The sequence below is a fragment of the Bacillus pumilus genome, assembly GCF_003431975.1.
Lineage (GTDB): Bacteria > Bacillota > Bacilli > Bacillales > Bacillaceae > Bacillus > Bacillus pumilus_N.
In genome coordinates, this window is record NZ_CP027116.1 from 2,308,956 (window position 1) to 2,329,856 (window position 20,901).

Here is a 20,901-nt window from a genome sequence, read left to right on the forward strand (position 1 = left end):
GTCTAAATTCTATTTTTATTTCATCCATTCCGTATGGAAGACGCCTTCTTTATCTGTGCGCTCATACGTATGTGCACCGAAATAGTCACGTTGTGCTTGAATTAAGTTCGCAGGCAGGACAGCTGTGCGATAGCTATCAAAATAAGCAAGTGCACTTGAGAATGAAGGAACAGGAACTCCTTGTTCCACAGCAAGTGAAATGACTTTACGAAGTGATGATTGATAGCTTTGAGCAATATCCTTAAAGTAAGGATCAAGCAGTAGGTTTTTCAGCTCAGGGTTACGGTCATATGCTTCTTTAATTTGTTGTAAGAAGGCTGCACGAATAATACATCCTCCGCGGAAGATCATTGCAATTTCACCGTATTTTAAGTCCCAGTTATATTCATCAGATGCTGCTTTCATTTGTGCAAAACCTTGTGCATAAGAGCAGATTTTACTCATGAATAAAGCTTTTCTAACAGCTTCAATCAACTCTTGTTTATTCTCTGCTGATTGCGCTGGCTCAGGACCTTCGATTAATTGGCTTGCTTCCACACGCTCATCTTTCATAGCTGAAATATAACGCGCAAAAACAGACTCCGTAATGATTGGAAGCGGAACCCCTAGATCAAGAGAACTTTGGCTCGTCCATTTTCCAGTTCCTTTTTGTCCAGCTTTATCTAAAATGACATCCACAAGCGGCTTGTTTGTTTCTTCATCCACTTTTGTGAAAATATCTGCTGTAATTTCAATGAGGTAGCTGTCAAGTTCGCCTTTATTCCACTCTGAGAATACTTCATGAAGCTCCTCTGCTGATAATCCAGCTACATGCTTCAAGATAAAATATGATTCAGAGATCAGTTGCATGTCTCCGTACTCGATGCCGTTATGGACCATTTTGACATAGTGTCCTGCTCCATCTGGGCCGATATACGTTGTACAAGGCTCGCCATCTACTTTCGCAGAGATTGCTTCTAAAATTGGTTTCACTAGCTCATGCGCTTCTTTTTGACCGCCTGGCATGATAGATGGCCCTTTTAATGCGCCTTCTTCACCGCCAGAAACACCTGTACCAATGAAGTGAATACCACTTTCCGCAAGCTCTTGGTTACGTCTTTGCGTATCCTTGTAATATGTATTTCCGCCATCAATTAAGATGTCACCTTTCTCTAGGTGAGGAAGTAATGATTGAATGGTTGCATCCGTTGCTGCACCAGCTTTGACCATTAAAAGAATTTTACGCGGTGTTTCAAGCGACTGAACAAATTCTTCAATGCTGTATGTGCCTACAACGTTTTTCCCTTTTGATTCTTCGAGAAACTCTTCTGTTTTGCTGCTAGATCTGTTATAAACGGACACGGAGAAACCGCGGCTTTCAATATTAAGGGCAAGGTTTTTCCCCATAACGGCTAGTCCAACCACACCGATTTGTTGTTTTGACATAATTCTGACGTCCCTTCTAACACACTATATTGATTACTGCTAAAATGATGTACCCTTTGAAATTACCACAACATCACCTCTTTTATCAAGTTTTCAGGCTAGTCATTTCCTCTTTCGTCCTGAAAAAAATCTTTATTAAAACTTGTTCCGCTTGTTTTGCTCTCTTTTTCCTTTATGGTCATCCCTCTTTGAATGAGAGTTTTTCCATATTTTTCTTTCAATCCTTCTAAAATGGTTTGAAGAGGTTCTTCTTTTGCATCTTCTGTATAGGAAAATAAATCAAGCTGTTTCACAGCTGCTTTTCGTTCTACAAGATCTGTCCCCGTCACCCCTAAGAGCCTCACCGGCTGGTCATTCCAATGTTTAAGAAATAACTGCTTTGCTGCCTCAAATATATCTTCTTTTCGATCGGTAGGATTCGGGAGCATAACGCTGCGTGTGATGTTTTTCCAGCTTGCATAGCGAATCATGATGAGCAAGCGATTCGCCATTACTTCTTTTCTCCTTAATCTTGCACTCACAGATTGTGACAATTTATCAATTAACGTCACAAGTTCATCTGAATCGTCAGAATCATGAGGAAGCGTGGACGAATTGCCGACAGATTTAAATTCGTATATCCTTTCTGGATCCACGATGCCATCATGGTCACCGTTTGCCTTTTGCTTTAATCTCGGTCCATTGATGCCAAGCAATTCCTTTAGCGTATACTCATTTGCTTTCGCTACATCTTCAATTGTATGAATGCCAATCGAGTTCAATTTATCTGCTGTTTTTTGTCCAACTCCATGCATGTCACCGGCAGGGAGCGGCCAAAGCATTTGCGGAACATCTCGTTTACGTAAAATGGTGATACCCATTGGTTTTTTCCAATTCGATGCCATTTTCGCTAAAAATTTATTCGGTGCAATGCCGATACTTGAAGGAAGCATGAGCTCCTCTACAAGCCTTGTTTGAATATCATGAGCCGTTTTGACCGCATGCTCAGCATAGGGCGTATCCGTTAAATCAATATATCCCTCATCAATCGATACAGGTTCGACTAAATCACTATATTCTCTTAGTATCGTAAACATCTCTTGCGAGGAGCTGCGGTACCGGTCAAAGTTAGGTGTGCGGACAATTAGCCCCGGACAAAGCCGCTTCGCTTCCCATAATGGCATCGGGGGCTTTACACCTAATGCCCTTGCCTCATAGCTGCACGTCACTACGATCCCTTTACGCTCTTTCGCATTTCCGCTAATGGCTAAAGGTTTCCCTCTCAAAGAAGGATCATACGCCATTTCGACCGATGCATAAAAACTATTCATATCAATATGAAAAATGATTCGACCCTTCCTTTGAGAATCAGCCATTTGTCTACCTCCTATGCTTATTGACTCTTGTTACTTCATGTTTGTTCCAATAGACATTTCATATAGTGTATAGTACACTGTGAGTAATGAAATGGATGTGATAATCATGATTATTGATACATTCAATGAAGTCTTTTTCCTTGTTGAATTCTTTACGATTATTCTTCCAGCGCTGACGGCCATCGGCATTGCCTTCTTATTAAAAGACTGCCGTATGAACGAACACCTCGGTGGACATCGTTTGGAAGAGTTGGACGCATCTTTATTGAATCGAACAGACTTTCTGTTTATCATATATGATCGCATTACAACTTGGATTAGTAAAGTCATTCGAATGAAACGATCATCAAATGATGATGAAGACCATTCGATTCCTCTCTCTAATTAAATTTTTTTATACATGAGGAGGAAACGAATTGAAACGTTTATTGACGATTTGTACGACTTTATGTTTAATGATGATCGCATCACCTGCATTTGCAGCGAGTGCGCAAACGAATACGAGCTCTGATGGTTTTTTCCATCATTATTTTGTCCAGCCTTTTTCTGAGCTGATCATTTGGCTTGCGAACTTCTTCCATGATGATTATGGTTTATCGATTATGTTCGTGACTTTGATTGTCCGTCTGCTCATTTTCCCTCTTTTTGCAAATCAATTTAAAAAGCAAAGAGTCATGCAAGAGAAAATGGCACTGGTGAAACCTCAGATTGACCAAATTCAAAGCAAATTGAAGAAAACGAAAGAACCGGAAAAACAAAAAGAACTGCAAATGGAAATGATGAAAGTATATAAAGAAAACAATGTGAACCCGCTGGCAATGGGCTGTCTGCCTATGCTGATTCAAATTCCAATTGTTCTTGGCTTTTACTCAGCGATCCGCTCAACACCTGAAATCGCAACACATTCGTTCCTATGGTTTAACTTAGGACAAACCGATCTATTGGTGGCGATCTTTGCAGGCGCTATGTATTTCTTGCAATTTTATGTCACGCAAAAATTTGCGAAGCAATCAGGCACCCAGACAGAGGCTGCGCTGAAGCAAGCCAAAGTGATGGGCATGATTTTCCCCATTATGATGCTGTTTCTTTCAATTAATGCACCCGCGGCCCTTCCTTTATACTGGATGACAAGCGGACTATTACTCACGATCCAAACGATTATTTTAAATGTCATGTACCAAAAATCAAAATCGAAAGCTGAGGCAAACGATCAAGCTAGCCCAGCTGCTGAATAAAAATAATCCCCTTATCTAATGATAAGGGGATTTAGATTGTTGACAAAGGGCTAAAATGATGTTTATTTTAGCCCTTTGTCTTCTTTTCAGCGTGATAGAAAACCTTTGCAGTCTAGGAAGGACGAGCACCGGAACGGAGCGAATTAGACATTCGTGAGTACCGGCGCGCAGGACTGACAACGAATGCGAGGGTTTGTCTACACGCTGAATCCCCTTATCTAATGATAAGGGGATTTACCTTATGCCAACTCTTCTTTCAACCGCGCTGGCAATTGATCGAGATCCTCAATTTTCCCAAGAAACTTATTCGGGTCCACTTGTAAAATCATCTTGTTCTCTCTCTCCACAACGCCGAAGAAATATTCAGAGGCCTTTGTGTTCATATGAAATGGCTTGATCTCGCTTAGCTCGATATCGATAATATCTTTTGCATCTGAAACAAGACAGCCAATCATTTGATCGTTTAATTCAAATAGTAACACCTTGGATTGTTCGTTCACATCTAGAGGCTTTCCGTGAAGCATCACGCCTGTATCACTGACAGGGATGACCTCTCCTCTTAATGACATGAGTCCTTTAATTTCTTTTGGAAGGTTCGATACTTCTTGTAAATAAGGGACCTTCTCAATCGAACGAATATGCTCTACACTAATGCCAAAATCCTCTTGCCCCACTTGGAAAATAATGATTTTTTGTGTACTCACAGAGTCTCCTGCCTTTACGATGGATTTGTCGTTTCTTCGATAATGGCGAGAACCATTTCAGCTGTTTTGACTAATTCTTCAATCGGCATTTTCTCATTTTTCGTATGAATATCTTCATATCCAACAGCTAGGTTGACAGTTGGAACGCCATTGCCTGCAATGACGTTTGCATCACTGCCTCCTCCGCTCGTCTGTAATTCTGAAGGACGGCCAATTTTCGCAGCCGCTTTTTTCGCCACTTCTACGACTTGATCGCCATGAGAGAATTTGAAGCCTGGATACATGATGTCAATTTGTACATCGGCACTTCCACCCATTTCTTTAGCGGTTTTTTCAAACGCTTCCTTCATCTTCGCTACTTGTGCTTCCATTTTTGCAGGTTCCAAAGAGCGTGCTTCAGCAAGAATATCGACTTGATCGCACACAATATTCGTTTGCGTTCCGCCTTCAAAACGGCCGATGTTTGCCGTTGTTTCTTCATCAATTCGGCCAAGCGGCATACTAGCAATCGCTTTTGAAGCAATAGTAATTGCAGACACGCCTTTTTCAGGCGCTACACCTGCATGAGCTGTTTTTCCGTAAATGGTTGCACGTACTTTCGCCTGCGTTGGCGCAGCTACGATAATTGTCCCGACCTTGCCATCTGAATCAAGGGCATAGCCATATGCCGCTGTCATCAACTTCGGATCTAACGCTTTTGCTCCAACAAGTCCTGATTCCTCACCTGCTGTAATGACAAATTCAATCGTTCCATGAGGTACATTTTTCTCTTTTAACACACGGATCGCTTCAAACATAGCCGCAAGTCCCGTTTTATCGTCAGCACCAAGAATGGTCGTTCCATCTGTCTTTACATAACCGTCTTCAATAACTGGTTTTACGCCGTTACCCGGAACCACTGTGTCCATGTGAGACGTGAAATAGATCGTATCTGCCTGTTGATTTCCTTCCAGTGTGCAGATGAGGTTGCCTGCACCGTGGCCTGTTGTCGCTTTCGAATCGTCTTCAACCACTTTTAAACCAAGCTGCGAGAATTTTTCTTTTAAAACTTCAACAATTTTCTCTTCGTGTTTTGTTTCCGAATCGATCTGAACCAGTTCTAAAAATTCGTCTAGTAAACGTTTTTCATTGATCATGTTGATGCTCCTCCTCTTATAGCGGCATGTTGCCATGCTTTTTTAACGGCCTATCTTCTTTCTTGCTGCGTAGTAAATCAAATGAGCGAATCAACCGCGCTCTCGTTTCAGCTGGCATTAAAATATCGTCTATCAGCCCTGCCTGAGCCGCTTTTAACACACTTGGCTCCGTCTCAACCTCGCGCAAAGCAGGTTGAACGATTTCGTCTGCGAACGTTTTCCCCATGACATCAATTTCTGCCGCTGGCCATGCATAAACAAAGTCAGCGCCTAAGCCTTTACTATTCATGGCGACGTATGCACCGCCAAACGCTTTTCTTAAAATCACTGTGATTTTTGGAACAGTCGCTTCAGCGTACGCATATAAAAGCTTTGCGCCGTGACGGATAATTCCCGCGTGCTCAGCTTTCTCTCCTGGTAAAAAACCAGGAACGTCTACAAGCGTTAAAATCGGAATATGGAACGCATCGCAAAAACGAATAAACCTGGCCGCTTTATCGGCAGCGTCAATATCAAGGCTTCCTGCCAGCACCCTTGGCTGATTGGCCACAACACCAATTGAAGCCCCTTGTAATCTGGCAAACCCTGTCACGATATTTTTTGAGAAACGAGGCTGCGTCTCAAAAAATGAGACTGGATCGGTGATCGCTGTCACCACTTGTTTGACATCATAGGTGCGTGATGGATCCTTTGGCAAGATGCTCCCTGGATCAACAGCGTCATGCTTTTGCGTTTCAGCGTCCATGACAGGCTGTTGTTTCGTTGGTATGTACGTTAAAAGTGTTCGAACCGCTTTTAACACGTTCTTCTCATCTTTCCCAGTATGGTGCACATTCCCGCTTGTCTCGTGCTGAACACTTGCACCGCCAAGACGGTCAGGACAGACCGTTTCTCCTGTTGCCTTTTCTATTACTTTCGGACCTGTTAAAAACATATGTGATGTTTGTTCTGTCATGAAAACAAAATCAGTCAAAGCAGGAGAATAGACTGCTCCTCCAGCACATGAGCCTAAAATAACGGATATTTGCGGGATTTGACCAGAGTACAGCACATTCCGTTTAAAAATCTGTCCGTATCCTTCTAATGATACCACACCCTCTTGAATTCTCGCACCACCTGAGTCTTTTAGACCGATGATCGGCATCTGATTTTTAGCTGCAAGATCCATTAAAGAGGCAATTTTTTTCGCATGCATGTCACCTAAAGAGCCTCCATATACGGTAGCATCCTGTGCATAAACACATACTGGCTTGCCATGAATGAGTCCCGTTCCAATGATAACCCCATCTCCTGCGTGCTCTGACATGTGGCCTGTTGCAAATGATTGAATTTCCATGAAACTATTCCCGTCAAGAAGTTCATGCAAGCGCTGATGAACCGATAGCTTTCCTTTATTCCGGTGTGCGGCTGCGCGTTTCACACCACCGCCCATTAATGCTTTTTCTCGCCATTTAGACAACTCTTTGAACGATTCATTCATCACCATGTTTCTCTCCTTTCAAGGGCTCGCACAATTCGAATAACACACCAGACGTTTCTTTCGGTGAAATAAATGCAATCCGCTTGCCGTTGGCACCCATCTGTGGTGATGTTTGGAGAAGCTGCACGCCAAGATGATCTAGACGGTTAAGATCTGTCTGTATATCACCCGACTTTAACGCAATATGATGGAGTCCCTCTCCTCTTTTTGCTAAAAAGGTATGTAGTTTGCTGCGTGCTGACATCGGTTCAATTAATTCAATGTGCACATGATCAAGTGAAACGAAGGACGCTTTAATCTCCTGCTCAGGAATCTCTTGTATGTCTGAAAAATGCCAGTTAAACAGCTGTTGAAGAACTCGGGATGTGTTTTTAATAGAAAAGACCGCAATGGCAATATGATCGATTTGATTCATCCGTTCACTTCCTTTGTTGATCACTTGTCGCATCTGAGAAAACGAGCTAGAATAAAGAAAGGTGCGTTCGTCGCAAAAAATCTTCGATTATAGGGGTGCGATATGTCTCAGAAATTGATGAAATTCATGGTATTGCTCATGATTAGCCTGCTGCTAATATCTTCACTTTTAGCAGGAGCCGCAACTTTTTTATAAGGTTTTCATAAAAGCAGACAAGCAGGTGATTCGTTCAATCAACGAATGGCCTGTTTGTCTTTGGCAAGCTTTTCAAAGGAATCGCTTGATTTTGTAATCCATACCTTTGTGCCTATTGGAAGCTGATCAAATAGAAGTTCTACATCTTGATTATGAAGCCGCACACAGCCTGCTGTGATAAACTTCCCAATCGATGTTTCGTCACTCGTCCCATGAATCCCGTAGGTTCTGCCATCTGTTCCCCGTGCATCAAACCCAATCCACCTTCTGCCAAGAGGGTTATTCTTTGCCCCGCCTTCAATATTCTTTTTTCTGTAATACGGATCTTTCGCTTTGATCATAATGGTAAATTCTCCTTCTGGCGTTAAATCGGCAGTTTTCCCTGTAGAAGCAGGATATATTTTTTGGATGTGTCCTTGATCAATATAGGCAAGTTCATTTGTTTGTTTATTAATAATGACATACGGGTCTCCTGGAAGCGGGTTTTGCCCGAGTGGCCAGATAGGCGAAAGGGACAAGGTCAAGACGGTATAAAATAAAAGACGCATAGGCTCCTCCTTTTTTCATTAGATTGACCAATGAAGGAGGAACTCATGCGTCTCTATTCTTTCATCCCTTTAAAATAGCTTTTCAGTACTAAATATTGTTCCATTTCTCCTAGGAAATGAAACAGTGCAGCTCTTGCCTCAAACTCTTCTCGCGTTTGCGGAAGCGGAAGCGCATCGAACTCTTCTTTCATATCAATGAGGCGTCTTAAAAATTTATGCGCCGTGTTCCCTGGGTGAATATGTTCGCGTAAGTCTCTAATGTATTCTGCAATGATTTGTCCATGCTCCGTCGTGACGGAAATGGACGTAATTTTCGGGAGTACACGCTCAATGATTTCGAACTGCTTTTGTCTCATGTTGAAATAATGATAGTACAAGTTTTCATGTCTAAGGACATGGTTTTCAACATCCCGATATGCGAGAGCTTTCGCTTCTTTGATCAATTGATGTGTCTCTGGTATTTCTTTTCCTGTCCAGTCTTGCTTCCCTGTCATTAAATATTGCTCAATTTCCTCAAAGATTTTTGCAAAGTTGGCTTCAATCTGTTCACTATAGTGTTTGAGCTTTTTATCGACACTTGGCATATACAGGTTCATGATAAGTGCCACGCCAACACCAATCGTAATCAGCAGCAGCTCATTCCAGATGAGGTGAAGAGTAATCCCACCAGACATGTATAAATGGAGGATGATGACTGAGCTTGTCACAATCCCTTCTTTAATACGGAGCAAAACGGTTGTCGGAATAAAGACAAGCAGCATCAGACCAATCACAAAAGGATGATACCCAATTAGATCGAAAAATAGATAAGAAAATAAAATGGCGAGACTGCATGCTGCAAAGCGGGCTCCTGAAGCGTGGAGTGACCGTTTCTTCGTCACTTGAATACATAGGATCGTAATAATTCCGGCAGCGGAATAATTTTGGAGTCCGAGCAGTTGTGCAATATAAATGGCGATTGCTGTTCCTAATGCTGTTTTCAGCGTTCGGTAGCCGATTTTAAACATGTTGTGACTCACTCTTTTCTGTCTTGTTTCCATTCACTCATTGTGAAATGATGAACTTTTTTTACTTTCCCCATTATAATCAAAAAAAGAAGGAGATGTTAAGCCTCCTTCTCGTTTTTCTTTATAATATTTTTTGTAAAAAGTCTTTTGCACGCTGTGAAGATGGTGATTCAAAGAATTGTACAGGGTTTGCATCCTCAACAATTTTTCCGTCATCCATAAAAATCACGCGGTCAGCCACTTCTTTTGCAAAGCCCATTTCATGTGTGACGATCACGAGTGTCATTCCAGATTGAGCAAGCTCCTTCATGACCTCTAGCACTTCCTTGACCATTTCTGGATCTAGGGCAGAGGTTGGTTCGTCAAACAGCATAATGTCTGGTGTCATCGCAAGCGCACGTGCAATCGCCACACGCTGCTTTTGACCACCTGACAAGCGGTTCGGAAAATCGTCTTTTTTCTCTAAAAGTCCTACCTTTTTAAGCAGGTCTTCAGCTTGTTTGATGCTGTCTTCCTTCGATTGATTCTTCACATTCATTGGCGCATACGTGATATTTTCTAGCACCGTTTTATGCGGGAACAGGTGGAAATGCTGAAACACCATTCCGATGTTTTCACGTACTTTTAGTGCATTGGTTTTTGGGTTTGTGATTTCTGTATCCTTAATTGAAATGACACCAGAAGTCGGCTTTTCAAGCAAGTTAATACAGCGAAGAAACGTCGATTTCCCAGAACCAGATGGCCCAATGACTGCGACAACTTCCCCTTCTTTAATCGTGGTGTCGATCCCTTTTAATACTTCATTTTTGCCAAAGGATTTTGTGAGTTTCTCTATGTTAATCATTTGATTTTAACTTCCTTTCCACCGATTTGCCGACAAAGGTGAGAACAAGCACAATGACATAGTAGATGAGACCCGCAAAAATAAGCGGTTCAAGATAATTATACGTCACGGCACCTGCTTGATAGGCTCGTCTCATGACATCGCCCAGTCCAATGACTGTCACAATAGCAGATTCTTTTGTCAGTGTAATCGTTTCGTTCACAAGTGCAGGTGAAATATTTTTAAATGCCTGCGGAAGCAATAAGTCCTTCATCATTTTAGCATATGGAATACCTAAAGCAACGGCTGCTTCTTTTTGACCTTTATCAATGGCATTAATACCAGCACGAATGATTTCAGATACGTATGCCGCCGAGTTTAGTGTAAATGCCGCTACAGCAGCCCAGTATTGGTCAATTTGAAACCCAAGAAGCTGAGGAAGACCAAAATAAATAATGAGCAATTGAAGCACAAGCGGTGTGCCTCGGAAGATTGATGTATAAAAATCGGCAAGCCAAATGAGCGGCTTAAACACACTAATTTTGCAAAGCGTTAATAAAATTCCTAAGATAAATCCAAGAAAAAGTGATACCACTACGATCGAGAGTGTGACCTTAAGTCCTTCTAAAATAAAGGGCATCTGAGGTATTACATCTTTAAAATCTAACATGACAGTCTCCTTTTTTATGCCTTCATACGAAATCAAAAAATAAAACAGGAAAAAAGTTCAACACGAGTTGAACTTTTCAGCGCTTTCTACTTGATTTTCATGAGTGACGCTGATCCTTTTCCTGACTTACTTTTCATCAGCAAACCATTTTTTAATTAATTTATCAAGTTCGCCATTGTCTTGCATTTCTTTTAATGATTTATTAAATTTCGCTGTTAAGTCACTATTTTTCTTGAAGGCAATCGCTGAACCTTCGTTTGAACTATTCAATCCAAATGCTTGGAAATTTTTTTCCTTTTTCAAATAACCAGCTGCTACTTTATCTTCAATAATGGCTGCATCAAAACGACCTGCTTTGATCTCTTGAATGATATCAGAGATTTTATTACGGTCTTCCACTGTTAAGTTATATTTCTTTTGCAAACCGTTTGCTTCATCCTGCTGGATTGAGCCTAATTGAACGCCAACTGTTTTGTCTTTTAAATCTTTCTCTGTTTTCATCCCGCTAGATTTCTTTGATACAACCAAGTTTTCAGCATTGTAATAAACATCAGAGAAATCCACTTGTTTTTTACGTTTTTCTGTAGGTGTCATTCCTGCTAGAACAATATCAGCTTTATTTGTTTTAAGAGCTGATACAAGGCTTGCAAAATCCATATCTTGAATTTCTAGCTTGTAGCCGTTCTTTTTCGCTAGTGCTGTAGCAAGATCAACATCAAAGCCGACAATTTTATCTCCGTCTTTTGATTCAAATGGCGGATAATCTGCTGATGTCGCCATGACGAGTGTTTTGTCATCTCCTGATGCGTTTGAATTATTAGAAGAAGTACCGCAAGCTGCGAGTGCAGCTGCAAGACCAGCCGTCATAAGTAATAATAACCACTTTTTCATAAGATAATGCCTCCCAGTATTTAAAATCATGTATTGATTTGAATATTTATTCACTATAATGTATTTTAAACACTTTCTTTTTAAGATGCAATAGTATTTTGCTAAAATTATTTTGATTCAATTGTCTTATAAAACAAAAAGCAGCCCGATCTAAAGACCGGGCTGCTTTTCAGCTTAATCATTCAAACGTCACAGATTAAATTTCTTCACAATGCTCATCGAAAGCAGCTTGAAGCTTTGACACTACTTCCATTGGTTCGTGCCCTTCAATTTCATGACGCTCGACCATTTTGATGATCTTTCCATCTTTTAATAGTGCAAAGGATGGAGAAGATGGTGGGAAGCCTTCAAAGTATTCACGGGCTCTTGCCGTTGCCTCTTTGTCTTGTCCAGCAAACACTGTCAGCAATTGATCTGGACGTTTATCGTAATGAACAGAATAGCCTGCAGCTGGTCTTGCAATACCGCCGGCACATCCACATACTGAATTCACCATCACAAGTGCTGTGCCTTCTTTAGACAGTGCTGCATCTACTTCTTCAGCTGATGTGAGTTCAGTATAGCCTGCTTGTTGAATCTCTTCTCTCGCTTGTTTTACAATATCATTCATAAATAAATTAAAATCAATATTCATGTCCGTCCACTCCTTTTGCATGCCAATCCATTTTAACATTATCATATCAAGGAAAACGCTAGCGGGCAAATGTGTTGTCTTTTCCTCCTCCTCTTTTTCTGAACATCGTTTATACGCCGAAAAATTGGGGAAAAGTGATGGTAAAGAGATGAAAGGGAGAACTGCATGATGGCACAATTCAAAAAAGCAATGCTCATTTATAATGGAAATGCTGGACAAAAAAACATGGAAAAAATTCTCGGTCAAACAGTGCCTCTTCTTTCTCTACATATTGATGAACTCATTCTCAAACCAACAAAGCAGCCAAAGGATGCTTATCATTTCTGCCGAGCGATAGATGAGACGGTGGAATTGCTCATCATCTTAGGCGGAGATGGCACCGTGCATGAATGTATAAACGGCATCGGCGGTTTAGAAAAAAGACCGGCTGTAGCTATATTGCCGGGCGGGACATGCAATGACTTTTCTAGAACGCTCGGTATTCCGCAACAAATGCAAAAAGCTACGCAAATGATTGTAGACGGTTTTGAAAAGAAGGTCGACTTAATCAAATCAGCAGATCGATATTTATTAAATTTTTGGGGAATCGGGCTGATTGCGAAGACGTCCAACAATATTAATGATAAGGAAAAAGCCGTACTCGGCAAAATCAGCTATTTCACAAGTGCCTTGCGTACCTTACAGCAAACAGATCCTTTTCACGTACGAATTGAAACCGAAGAGGAAAGCTGGGAAGAGGAAGCCGTCATTGTTCTTGTGATGAACGGACATTTCATTGGTACAAATAAAATTGATCTGCCCAATGCAGCGATTGATGATGGAAAAGCAGAAATCTTAATTTGCAGAAATACGAGCTTCTCTGCTCTTAAAGAAATTTTTTCTATGAATCGGGAAGAGCTGGAGGATTTCACCGGCGATCTATCGCTCATTCAAGCGTCTAGTATTCGTATCCACACAAAAGAGGAAATGGATGTTGATACGGACGGCGAAGTGTATATGACAGCTCCTGCTTCTTTAGAAGTATTAAACCAGCACTTGACCTTTATTGTTCCAGCAGAATAAAGAAAACGCCCGAAATCATTCTTTTTCGGGCGTTTTTTTGATATAGCGTCTGTATAAATATTCAAGTGCATACCCAAGCAATGTCCCAACAAGAAGCGAAATGCCTAATAGGCTATTTGCTGCTCCTTTAAATCCACCGACAATCAGCAAGCAGTACATAATTTGAATCAATGAAACGATTGATATGATCAGTAGTAATCTTTCGGGATGATTGCGTGATTTAGAAATATATCGAAGAAAAGCGAACGCAATTGCTGTGATAAACATGAGTCCAATCGTTAGAAACGCAAAAAAGTCTAGTCCAGACATACCCTCGCTCCTTTCTCATCATGATGAATTCCCCCTATCCATAGTGGAAGGGGGAATTCATCATATTTTAGTAAACAGATGTCTGCTCGTCAATGCCTTCAAGGATTTGTTTAATTCGTTGAAGGAATCTGCCGCATACAAGACCATCTAGTACTCTGTGATCTAATGAGAGACAAAGGTTGACCATGTCTCTTGCCGCAATCATACCATTTACAATCATTGGACGCTTCACAATTGATTCTACTTGTAAAATGGCCGCTTGCGGGTAATTAATGATGCCCATAGATTGTACTGAACCAAATGATCCCGTGTTATTGACAGTAAAGGTGCCGCCTTCCATGTCACTTTGCTTGAGCGTTCCTTGTCTCACCTTGGAAGCAAGCTCATGAATTTCTTTGGCGATGCCCTTAATTGTTTTTTCATCTGCATCCTTAATGACTGGAACATAAAGAGCGTCATCAGTCGCAACAGCAATAGAGACATTGATCGCTTGCTTTTGAACAATTTTATCTCCAGCCCACATGCTGTTCATTTCAGGGAATTCTTTTAAGCCCTGAGCCACTGCTTTGACAAAGAACGCAAAGAACGTCAAATTAAAGCCTTCTTTTGCTTTAAATTGATCCTTGAGCTGATTTCTTCTTGTCACAAGGTTTGTCACATCGACTTCCATCATCGTCCATGCGTGCGGAATTTCATGTTTGCTTCTCAGCATATTTGCCGCAATCGCCTGCCTAATCGGCGTGACTGGCAGTTCAACATCCCCAGGCATTGTAGAGATAGAGGACGCCGCTTGTGGCTTTGATGACTGAGTAGGCTCCGGCTTTACCGGTTGTTCATTAACAGGTGCCGCTTTCTCTTGGACGCCGCCGTTTTCAATGAGCTGAAGTAAATCTTTTCTTGTGATTCTTCCACCTGCTCCTGTTCCTTGAACAGCCGCTAAATCAATGCTATGCTCATCTGCTAAACGAAGGACTGCTGGAGAGTAGCGTTTCTTTTGACTTTGATCTACTTTTGTTTGATTCGCTTTAGGCGCTTCGCTTTGCTCAGGTGCCGCTTCTTCTTTCGCACTCTGCTGCTCGCTGCCTTCTACTTCAATTTCACAGAACACTTCTCCTACTTGCAGCGTATCGCCTTCCTCAGCCGATAGCTTTGTAATCGTACCTGTAAAGGATGACGGGACTTCAGCATTTACTTTATCCGTCATGACTTCCGCAATCGGATCGTATTTATTCACATGATCACCAGGTGAAACCAGCCATTTGCTAATCGTTCCTTCTGTCACACTTTCACCTAGCTGAGGCATTTTCATTTGTTCAATTGCCACTTGAAACCCTCCTCTTTCTTAAAACGCCGCTAGCTCTCTCATTTCAGCTTCTACCTTATCCGGATTGACCATGAAGAATTTTTCCATTGTTGGCGCATAAGGCATTGCCGGGATATCTGGTCCAGCTAGACGTTTGATTGGTGCGTCTAAATCAAATAAGCAGTGCTCCGAAATGATCGCCGCAACCTCACTCATAATGCTACCCTCTTTTGTATCTTCCGTTAAAAGAAGCACTTTGCCTGTTTTGGATGCCGCTTCAATAATCGCTTCCTGATCAAGCGGGTACACTGTTCTCAAATCAAGAATATGAGAAGAAATGCCATCTTTTGCAAGGCGATCTGCTGCTTGCAGCGCGAAATGGACACATAGGCCATATGTAATGACCGTGATATCATCGCCTTCACGTTTCACATCTGCTTTTCCAATTGGGAGTGTGTAATCCTCTTCAGGTACCTCTCCTTTAATGAGACGGTAGGCACGTTTGTGTTCAAAGAACAATACAGGATCTGGATCACGCACCGCAGCCTTTAAAAGACCTTTTACATCATAAGGTGTAGAAGGCATCACAATCTTCAAACCAGGCTGATTGGCAAAAATCGCTTCAACCGATTGCGAATGATAAAGTGCTCCGTGAACACCGCCCCCGTAAGGTGCGCGGATGACCATAGGACAGGTCCAATCGTTATTTGAGCGGTATCTAATTTTTGCAGCCTCTGAAATGATTTGGTTGATTGCAGGCATAATAAAATCCGCAAACTGCATCTCTGCAATTGGACGCATCCCATACATCGCTGCTCCAATGCCTACACCAGCAATGGCTGATTCTGCAAGAGGTGTATCCATGACGCGTGCTTCTCCAAATTGCTCATAAAGACCCGCTGTCGCTTTAAATACGCCGCCCTTTTTCCCGACATCCTCTCCGAGCACAAACACTTTCGGATCTCGCTCCATTTCTTCTTTCATCGCCAGTGTAATGGCGTCTATATATGACATAACAGGCATTTGTCTTCCCCCTTACTCCGCATATACGTAACGAAGTGCGCTTTCTGCATCAGCATAAGCAGCGTTTTCCGCTTCATCGGTCGCTTCGTTCACGATTTGCATGATTTCTTTTGTCATCTCTTCTTTCATGTCAGAAGTCAAGACGTTTCCTTCAATTAAATACGTTTCATATTGGATGAGCGGATCTTTCTTTCTCGCTTCGAGCACTTCTTCCTTTTCTCGATAACTTGAATCATCGTCATCACTTGAATGCGCAGTTAAACGGTAAGAGATGGTTTCAATCAATGTTGGGCCTTCACCTCTTGCTGCACGGTCTCTCGCTTCTTTGACAGCAGCATATACTTCAAGCGGATCATTGCCATCAACGGTTACACCAGGCATTCCGTATCCAATGGCACGATCTGAAATGCGTTCACATGCCACTTGTTTGTCATACGGCACAGAAATCGCGTACTTATTGTTTTCACACATGAAAATAACAGGCAGCTTATGCACAGCAGCAAAGTTAGCACCTTCGTGGAAATCACCTTGGTTTGAAGAGCCTTCACCGAATGTGACAAAGCTGACAAAGTTTTTTTGCTCCAGTCGTCCAGCGAGTGCAATTCCCACTGCATGCGGAACCTGCGTTGTAACAGGTGAAGATCCTGTCACAATTCGATTTGATTTTTGTCCAAAATGACCTGGCATCTGTCTTCCGCCTGAGTTTGGATCGTCTTGTTTTGCGAAACCAGACATCATTAAATCTTTTGCTGTCATCCCAAATGCGAGGACAACACCCATATCACGGTAATAAGGTAAAACGTAATCTTCTTCTCTATTGAGGGCGAAAGCAGCGCCTACTTGCTGCGCTTCCTGCCCTTGACAAGAAATCACGAATGGAATTTTACCAGAACGGTTTAAAAGCCACATCCGTTCATCAATTTTTCTTGCTAGTAGCATTGTTTTATATATATCAATTGCTTGCTCATCCGATAATCCTAATTCCTGATGACGCATGTTACTCATCCTATTTCCCTCCTTGATTAAAAATGGATCGCCTTTCCGTCGACAGCAAGAGCTGCCTCGCCAATCGCCTCTGATAAGGTTGGGTGAGGGTGAATCGTTTGCCCCACTTCCCACGGTGTTGCATCAAGCACTTTGGCTAATCCAGCTTCAGATATCATATCTGTGACATGAGGGCCAATCATATGAATCCCTAAAATATCATCTGTCTTTTGATCGGCAATGATTTTGACGAATCCATCAGACTCTCCGTACACAAGTGCTTTTCCGATCGCCATAAAGGGGAACTTCCCTATTTTGACTTCGAACCCTTGCTCTTTTGCCGCCTGTTCAGTCAGTCCAACACTTGCAGTTTCTGGGTGAGAGTAAACACATTTAGATACGAGCGTTTCATCGAGCGGCTTCGGATCTTTCCCTGCCATATGTTCCACCGCAATCATGCCTTCGTGTGAAGCCACATGTGCCAGCTGAAGCCCGCCAATAACATCTCCTATTGCGTAAATATGCGATTCTTTCGTTTGATAATGCTCATTCACGACAATGCCTTGTTTTTCTGTTTGAATGTCGGTATTTTCAAGGCCAATGCCTTCGATATTAGGTACACGTCCGACTGAAAGAAGGAGTTTTTCCGCTTCAAACGTCTGAAGGTCTCCATCCTTTTCTGCTTGAATCGTCACGAGATTCTCCTGCTTTTTAACGGTATCTGGCAGCACTTTCGCATTTGTCACAAAGGTGATGCCTTTTTTAGATAAAAGCTTTACCATTTCTTTAGAAATGTCATGATCCTCTGTTGGCAATATGCGATCTGCAAATTCAATCACCGTCACTTTCACACCGAAATCATGGAGCATGGAAGCCCACTCGATGCCGATCACTCCGCCGCCGACAATAAGCATCGACTGCGGAAGCTCCGGCAGTTCAAGCGCATCATCTGATGAAAGAATGTGCGTCCCATCTACTTCAAGCCCTGGCAGGACACGCGGTCTTGAACCTGTTGCAATGATGACCTGCTTTGGAATGAGCATTTCATTTTCATCTCCATTTGCCATTTCAACAGAAATGGTTCCTGGCATTGGTGAAAAGATAGATGGACCAAGAATCCGGCCAATTCCTTCATAGACATCAATTTTCCCTTGTTTCATTAAGTGTTTGACGCCGCCTGCTAGTTTTTCTACAATCTCTGCTTTTCTTTTCTGCACGTTTGCAAACTGTAAGGCAACATCGTTTGCCTCAACGCCAAAATCAGCAGCACGTTTGACGGTTTGATAGACTTCTGCACTTCTAAGCAGCGCTTTAGACGGAATGCACCCTTTATGGAGACATGTTCCGCCGAGCTTTGCTTTTTCTACAACTGCTGTTTTCAATCCAAGCTGTGAGGCACGAATGGCTGCTACATAGCCGCCTGTGCCTCCACCAAGAATGACGAGGTCATATTCAGTTGCCATGACTTGTCACTCCTTTCTTTTTCTGTTGATCATTTGGGTATTCTTTCGGTGATTCTTCTTCTTTTAAAATACGAAGTGCACCTTCTGCTAAAGATTGCAGTTCATTCTCACCTGGATATACAACAACATCTGAAATCCAGTCAATATATCCTCTAATACTTGATGTAATTTGTTTACTGTACGCAAGTCCGCCTGTTAACACAATAACGTCAACTGCTCCTTTTAAAACCGCACTGGCCGCACCGATTTCCTTAGCAATTTGATAGCACATCGCTTCATAAATCAGTGCCGCGCGTTCATCGCCGGCTTCAATCATGCGCTCGACTTTCACCGCATCTGTCGTGCCAAGATAACCCGCAAGTCCACCTTCGCCAATAATGCGTTTAAGCATTTCTTCTTGGGTATATGCACCAGAAAAGCATAGATTGACAAGGTCACCTGTTGGCAGGGTTCCCGCTCGCTCTGGACTGAAAGGACCTTCGCCATGCAGACCATTGTTGACATCAATGACTTTTCCTTTTTCATGTACACCAATTGTAATACCGCCGCCCATATGTGTAATAATCATGTTCAAATCTTCGTAGCGTTTTCCAAAGGAAGCGGCTGTTTTTCTTGCAACCGCTTTTTGATTTAATGCATGGAAGATGCTCTTTCTTTCAATCGTTGGCAGCCCAGAAATGCGAGCAATTGGTTTTAGTTCATCAACCACTACTGGATCGACAATAAAAGCTGGGATATTCAGACCAAGTGCAATTTCCCTCGCGATGATACCACCGAGATTAGATGCGTGCTGTCCTGCATATCCTTCTTTCAGATCTTCCACCATTTGCTCATTGACTTCATATGTGCCACCTTCAATCGGACGTAGGAGGCCGCCTCGTGCGCACACTGCATCAAACTTTGAGATGTTCATCCCTTGTTCATGCAGCGTTTTCAGGATCGTTTCTTTACGAAATGAAAACTGATCAATGATATGAGGAAACTGCTTTATTTCCTCATCTGTATGTCTAAGTGTTGTTTCAAAAATAGATCGTTCATTATGAAACACGCCGATTTTTGTTGAAGTAGAGCCAGGATTAATCGTGAGAATACGCCATTCTTTTGTCAGCAAAAACAAAACCTCCGTTTCAACTCATTCTTCAAATTAGCGACGACTTAAAATATGTTGACCATTTTGCAAGAATTGGCTTCTTGATTTACGCATTCTTTCAATACGCTCTTCTGCCAATCGGTCTGCCGCTTTATAGGTTGGAATGGCATCACGGTTTGAAATTTCAATGACGCGTTCAATGTTTTGATAAATACCTTCAACTTTTTTCATTGCACGATCTGCATTATAGCCATAAAGTTCATCAGCAACGTTAATCACACCGCCTGCATTGATGACATAATCAGGTGCATAGACAATGCCCATTTCATGGATCAGATCCCCGTGATGCGTCTCTCTTAACTGGTTATTCGCTGCACCTGCAATGACTTTTGCTTTTAACTTCGGAATCGTTACATCGTTAATCGTTGCACCAAGTGCACACGGTGCATAAATATCACATGCTTGATCATAAATATCATCAGGGTCAACTGCTTTCGCGCCAAAGTCTTCAACCGCTCGCTTCACAGAGTCTTTATTGATATCTGTAACAATCAGCTGTGCACCTTCTTCATGCAGGTGTTTACACAGATTGTAGGCCACATTTCCAACACCTTGAACAGCAATTGTTTTCCCTTCTAATGAATCAGTCCCAAATGAAGCTTTGGCAGCAGCTTTCATTCCTTTATATACACCGTAAGCCGTAACAGGAGACGGATTTCCAGACGAACCAAATGCAGGAGAAATACCTGTCACAAAGTCAGTTTCTTCATGAATCAGATCCATGTCTTCTACCGTCGTACCGACATCCTCAGCTGTGATATAGCGGCCATTCAATCCTTGAATGTAACGTCCAAACGCACGGAACATTTCTTCATTTTTGTCTTTTCTCGGGTCGCCGATAATGACTGTTTTTCCGCCGCCAAGATTCAGTCCTGCTGCTGCATTTTTATACGTCATCCCTCTTGCTAGACGCAGTGCATCCTCGATTGCTGCTTCTTCGTTTTCATACGTCCACATTCTAGTCCCGCCAAGTGCCGGTCCAAGTGTTGTATCATGAATGGCAATAATGGCTTTTAAGCCTGACTGTTCATCCTGACAAAATACAAGCTGCTCATAATCGTATCGTTCCATATATTTAAAAAGTTCCAT

23 protein-coding genes are annotated in these 20,901 nt (G+C 42.2%); 4 read left to right on the plus strand and 19 right to left on the minus strand.

The features are described 5' to 3' along the window. Positions 1–15: 15 nt before the first annotated feature. Together gndA and C5695_RS11970 are read right to left on the minus strand one after the other, a co-directional pair. On the minus strand, positions 16–1,425 hold the full coding sequence (gndA, locus tag C5695_RS11965) for an NADP-dependent phosphogluconate dehydrogenase (protein ID WP_117730923.1): 1,410 nt from the start codon (positions 1,423–1,425) through the stop codon (positions 16–18). A 98-nt stretch (positions 1,426–1,523) separates the two neighbouring features. Continuing rightward, on the minus strand, positions 1,524–2,780 hold the full coding sequence (locus C5695_RS11970) for a DNA polymerase IV (RefSeq protein ID WP_117730924.1): 1,257 nt from the start codon (positions 2,778–2,780) through the stop codon (positions 1,524–1,526). A gap of 106 nt (positions 2,781–2,886) precedes the next feature. Here C5695_RS11970 and C5695_RS11975 point away from each other — a divergent pair, with 106 nt between their 5' ends. Further along, positions 2,887–3,168: a hypothetical protein gene (locus tag C5695_RS11975; RefSeq protein ID WP_117730925.1), complete on the plus strand. Its 282-nt coding sequence runs from the start codon at positions 2,887–2,889 to the stop codon at positions 3,166–3,168. A gap of 28 nt (positions 3,169–3,196) precedes the next feature. Continuing rightward, positions 3,197–4,015: a membrane protein insertase YidC gene (locus tag C5695_RS11980; RefSeq protein WP_117730926.1), complete on the plus strand. Its 819-nt coding sequence runs from the start codon at positions 3,197–3,199 to the stop codon at positions 4,013–4,015. 239 nt (positions 4,016–4,254) lie between these two features. Here the strand turns inward: C5695_RS11980 and C5695_RS11985 are convergent, their stop codons facing one another. Genes C5695_RS11985 through mce form a run of 4 tightly spaced genes read right to left on the minus strand, consistent with a single transcriptional unit; the run spans position 4,255 to position 7,750 of the window. Then, positions 4,255–4,719 (minus strand): chemotaxis protein CheW, encoded by a 465-nt coding sequence (locus C5695_RS11985; RefSeq protein ID WP_117730927.1) that lies wholly within the window; start codon positions 4,717–4,719, stop codon positions 4,255–4,257. Between the two features lie 14 nt (positions 4,720–4,733). Next, the gene (locus C5695_RS11990) at positions 4,734–5,855 is read right to left on the minus strand and encodes a M20/M25/M40 family metallo-hydrolase (protein ID WP_117730928.1); all 1,122 of its coding nucleotides are present in this window, start codon (positions 5,853–5,855) and stop codon (positions 4,734–4,736) included. Positions 5,856–5,871: 16 nt separating this feature from the next. Continuing rightward, positions 5,872–7,341: an acyl-CoA carboxylase subunit beta gene (locus C5695_RS11995; protein ID WP_233230731.1), complete on the minus strand. Its 1,470-nt coding sequence runs from the start codon at positions 7,339–7,341 to the stop codon at positions 5,872–5,874. After that, positions 7,328–7,750, minus strand: coding sequence for a methylmalonyl-CoA epimerase (gene mce / locus C5695_RS12000; RefSeq protein WP_117730929.1), 423 nt, complete (start codon positions 7,748–7,750; stop codon positions 7,328–7,330). Before mce ends, C5695_RS11995 begins: the two co-directional genes overlap by 14 nt. 102 nt (positions 7,751–7,852) lie before the next feature. On the opposite strand from mce, the gene prli42 reads away from it, so the two are divergent. After that, on the plus strand, positions 7,853–7,945 hold the full coding sequence (gene prli42, locus C5695_RS20840) for a stressosome-associated protein Prli42 (protein ID WP_148959935.1): 93 nt from the start codon (positions 7,853–7,855) through the stop codon (positions 7,943–7,945). Between the two features lie 38 nt (positions 7,946–7,983). Here the strand turns inward: prli42 and C5695_RS12005 are convergent, their stop codons facing one another. The 6 genes from C5695_RS12005 to C5695_RS12030 form a co-directional block, all read right to left on the minus strand. Beyond that, complete coding sequence (locus tag C5695_RS12005; protein WP_117730930.1) at positions 7,984–8,493, minus strand: L,D-transpeptidase; 510 nt, start codon at positions 8,491–8,493, stop codon at positions 7,984–7,986. Between the two features lie 53 nt (positions 8,494–8,546). Further along, the gene (locus C5695_RS12010; RefSeq protein ID WP_117730931.1) at positions 8,547–9,500 is read right to left on the minus strand and encodes an aromatic acid exporter family protein; all 954 of its coding nucleotides are present in this window, start codon (positions 9,498–9,500) and stop codon (positions 8,547–8,549) included. A gap of 121 nt (positions 9,501–9,621) precedes the next feature. Continuing rightward, positions 9,622–10,344: an arginine ABC transporter ATP-binding protein ArtM gene (locus C5695_RS12015; protein WP_117730932.1), complete on the minus strand. Its 723-nt coding sequence runs from the start codon at positions 10,342–10,344 to the stop codon at positions 9,622–9,624. Next, complete coding sequence (locus tag C5695_RS12020; RefSeq protein WP_041815705.1) at positions 10,337–10,993, minus strand: arginine ABC transporter permease ArtQ; 657 nt, start codon at positions 10,991–10,993, stop codon at positions 10,337–10,339. The genes C5695_RS12015 and C5695_RS12020 overlap by 8 nt, the downstream gene beginning before the upstream one ends. A 126-nt stretch (positions 10,994–11,119) precedes the next feature. Continuing rightward, positions 11,120–11,884 carry a transporter substrate-binding domain-containing protein gene (locus tag C5695_RS12025; protein WP_117730933.1) on the minus strand — a complete coding sequence of 255 codons (765 nt, stop codon included), beginning with the start codon at positions 11,882–11,884 and terminating at the stop codon, positions 11,120–11,122. Between the two features lie 196 nt (positions 11,885–12,080). Then, positions 12,081–12,518: a BrxA/BrxB family bacilliredoxin gene (locus C5695_RS12030; RefSeq protein WP_117730934.1), complete on the minus strand. Its 438-nt coding sequence runs from the start codon at positions 12,516–12,518 to the stop codon at positions 12,081–12,083. Positions 12,519–12,686: 168 nt separating this feature from the next. On the opposite strand from C5695_RS12030, the gene C5695_RS12035 reads away from it, so the two are divergent. After that, a complete protein-coding gene (locus C5695_RS12035; protein ID WP_117730935.1) occupies positions 12,687–13,580 on the plus strand; it encodes a YegS/Rv2252/BmrU family lipid kinase in 894 nt (297 codons plus the stop codon). A 15-nt stretch (positions 13,581–13,595) separates the two neighbouring features. Here C5695_RS12035 and C5695_RS12040 read toward each other — a convergent pair whose 3' ends face one another. From C5695_RS12040 to bcd, 7 genes are all read right to left on the minus strand, one after another. Further along, positions 13,596–13,889 carry a YesK family protein gene (locus C5695_RS12040; RefSeq protein WP_117730936.1) on the minus strand — a complete coding sequence of 98 codons (294 nt, stop codon included), beginning with the start codon at positions 13,887–13,889 and terminating at the stop codon, positions 13,596–13,598. Positions 13,890–13,956: 67 nt separating this feature from the next. Beyond that, complete coding sequence (locus tag C5695_RS12045; protein WP_117730937.1) at positions 13,957–15,213, minus strand: dihydrolipoamide acetyltransferase family protein; 1,257 nt, start codon at positions 15,211–15,213, stop codon at positions 13,957–13,959. Between the two features lie 18 nt (positions 15,214–15,231). Beyond that, a complete protein-coding gene (locus C5695_RS12050) occupies positions 15,232–16,215 on the minus strand; it encodes an alpha-ketoacid dehydrogenase subunit beta (RefSeq protein ID WP_117730938.1) in 984 nt (327 codons plus the stop codon). Between the two features lie 12 nt (positions 16,216–16,227). Further along, positions 16,228–17,220 carry a thiamine pyrophosphate-dependent dehydrogenase E1 component subunit alpha gene (locus tag C5695_RS12055; protein ID WP_117730939.1) on the minus strand — a complete coding sequence of 331 codons (993 nt, stop codon included), beginning with the start codon at positions 17,218–17,220 and terminating at the stop codon, positions 16,228–16,230. A 17-nt stretch (positions 17,221–17,237) separates the two neighbouring features. Next, positions 17,238–18,662 carry a dihydrolipoyl dehydrogenase gene (lpdA, locus tag C5695_RS12060; RefSeq protein WP_117730940.1) on the minus strand — a complete coding sequence of 475 codons (1,425 nt, stop codon included), beginning with the start codon at positions 18,660–18,662 and terminating at the stop codon, positions 17,238–17,240. After that, on the minus strand, positions 18,652–19,773 hold the full coding sequence (buk, locus tag C5695_RS12065; RefSeq protein ID WP_395940489.1) for a butyrate kinase: 1,122 nt from the start codon (positions 19,771–19,773) through the stop codon (positions 18,652–18,654). Before buk ends, lpdA begins: the two co-directional genes overlap by 11 nt. A gap of 33 nt (positions 19,774–19,806) precedes the next feature. Beyond that, positions 19,807–20,901, minus strand: coding sequence for a branched-chain amino acid dehydrogenase (bcd, locus tag C5695_RS12070; RefSeq protein WP_117730942.1), 1,095 nt, complete (start codon positions 20,899–20,901; stop codon positions 19,807–19,809).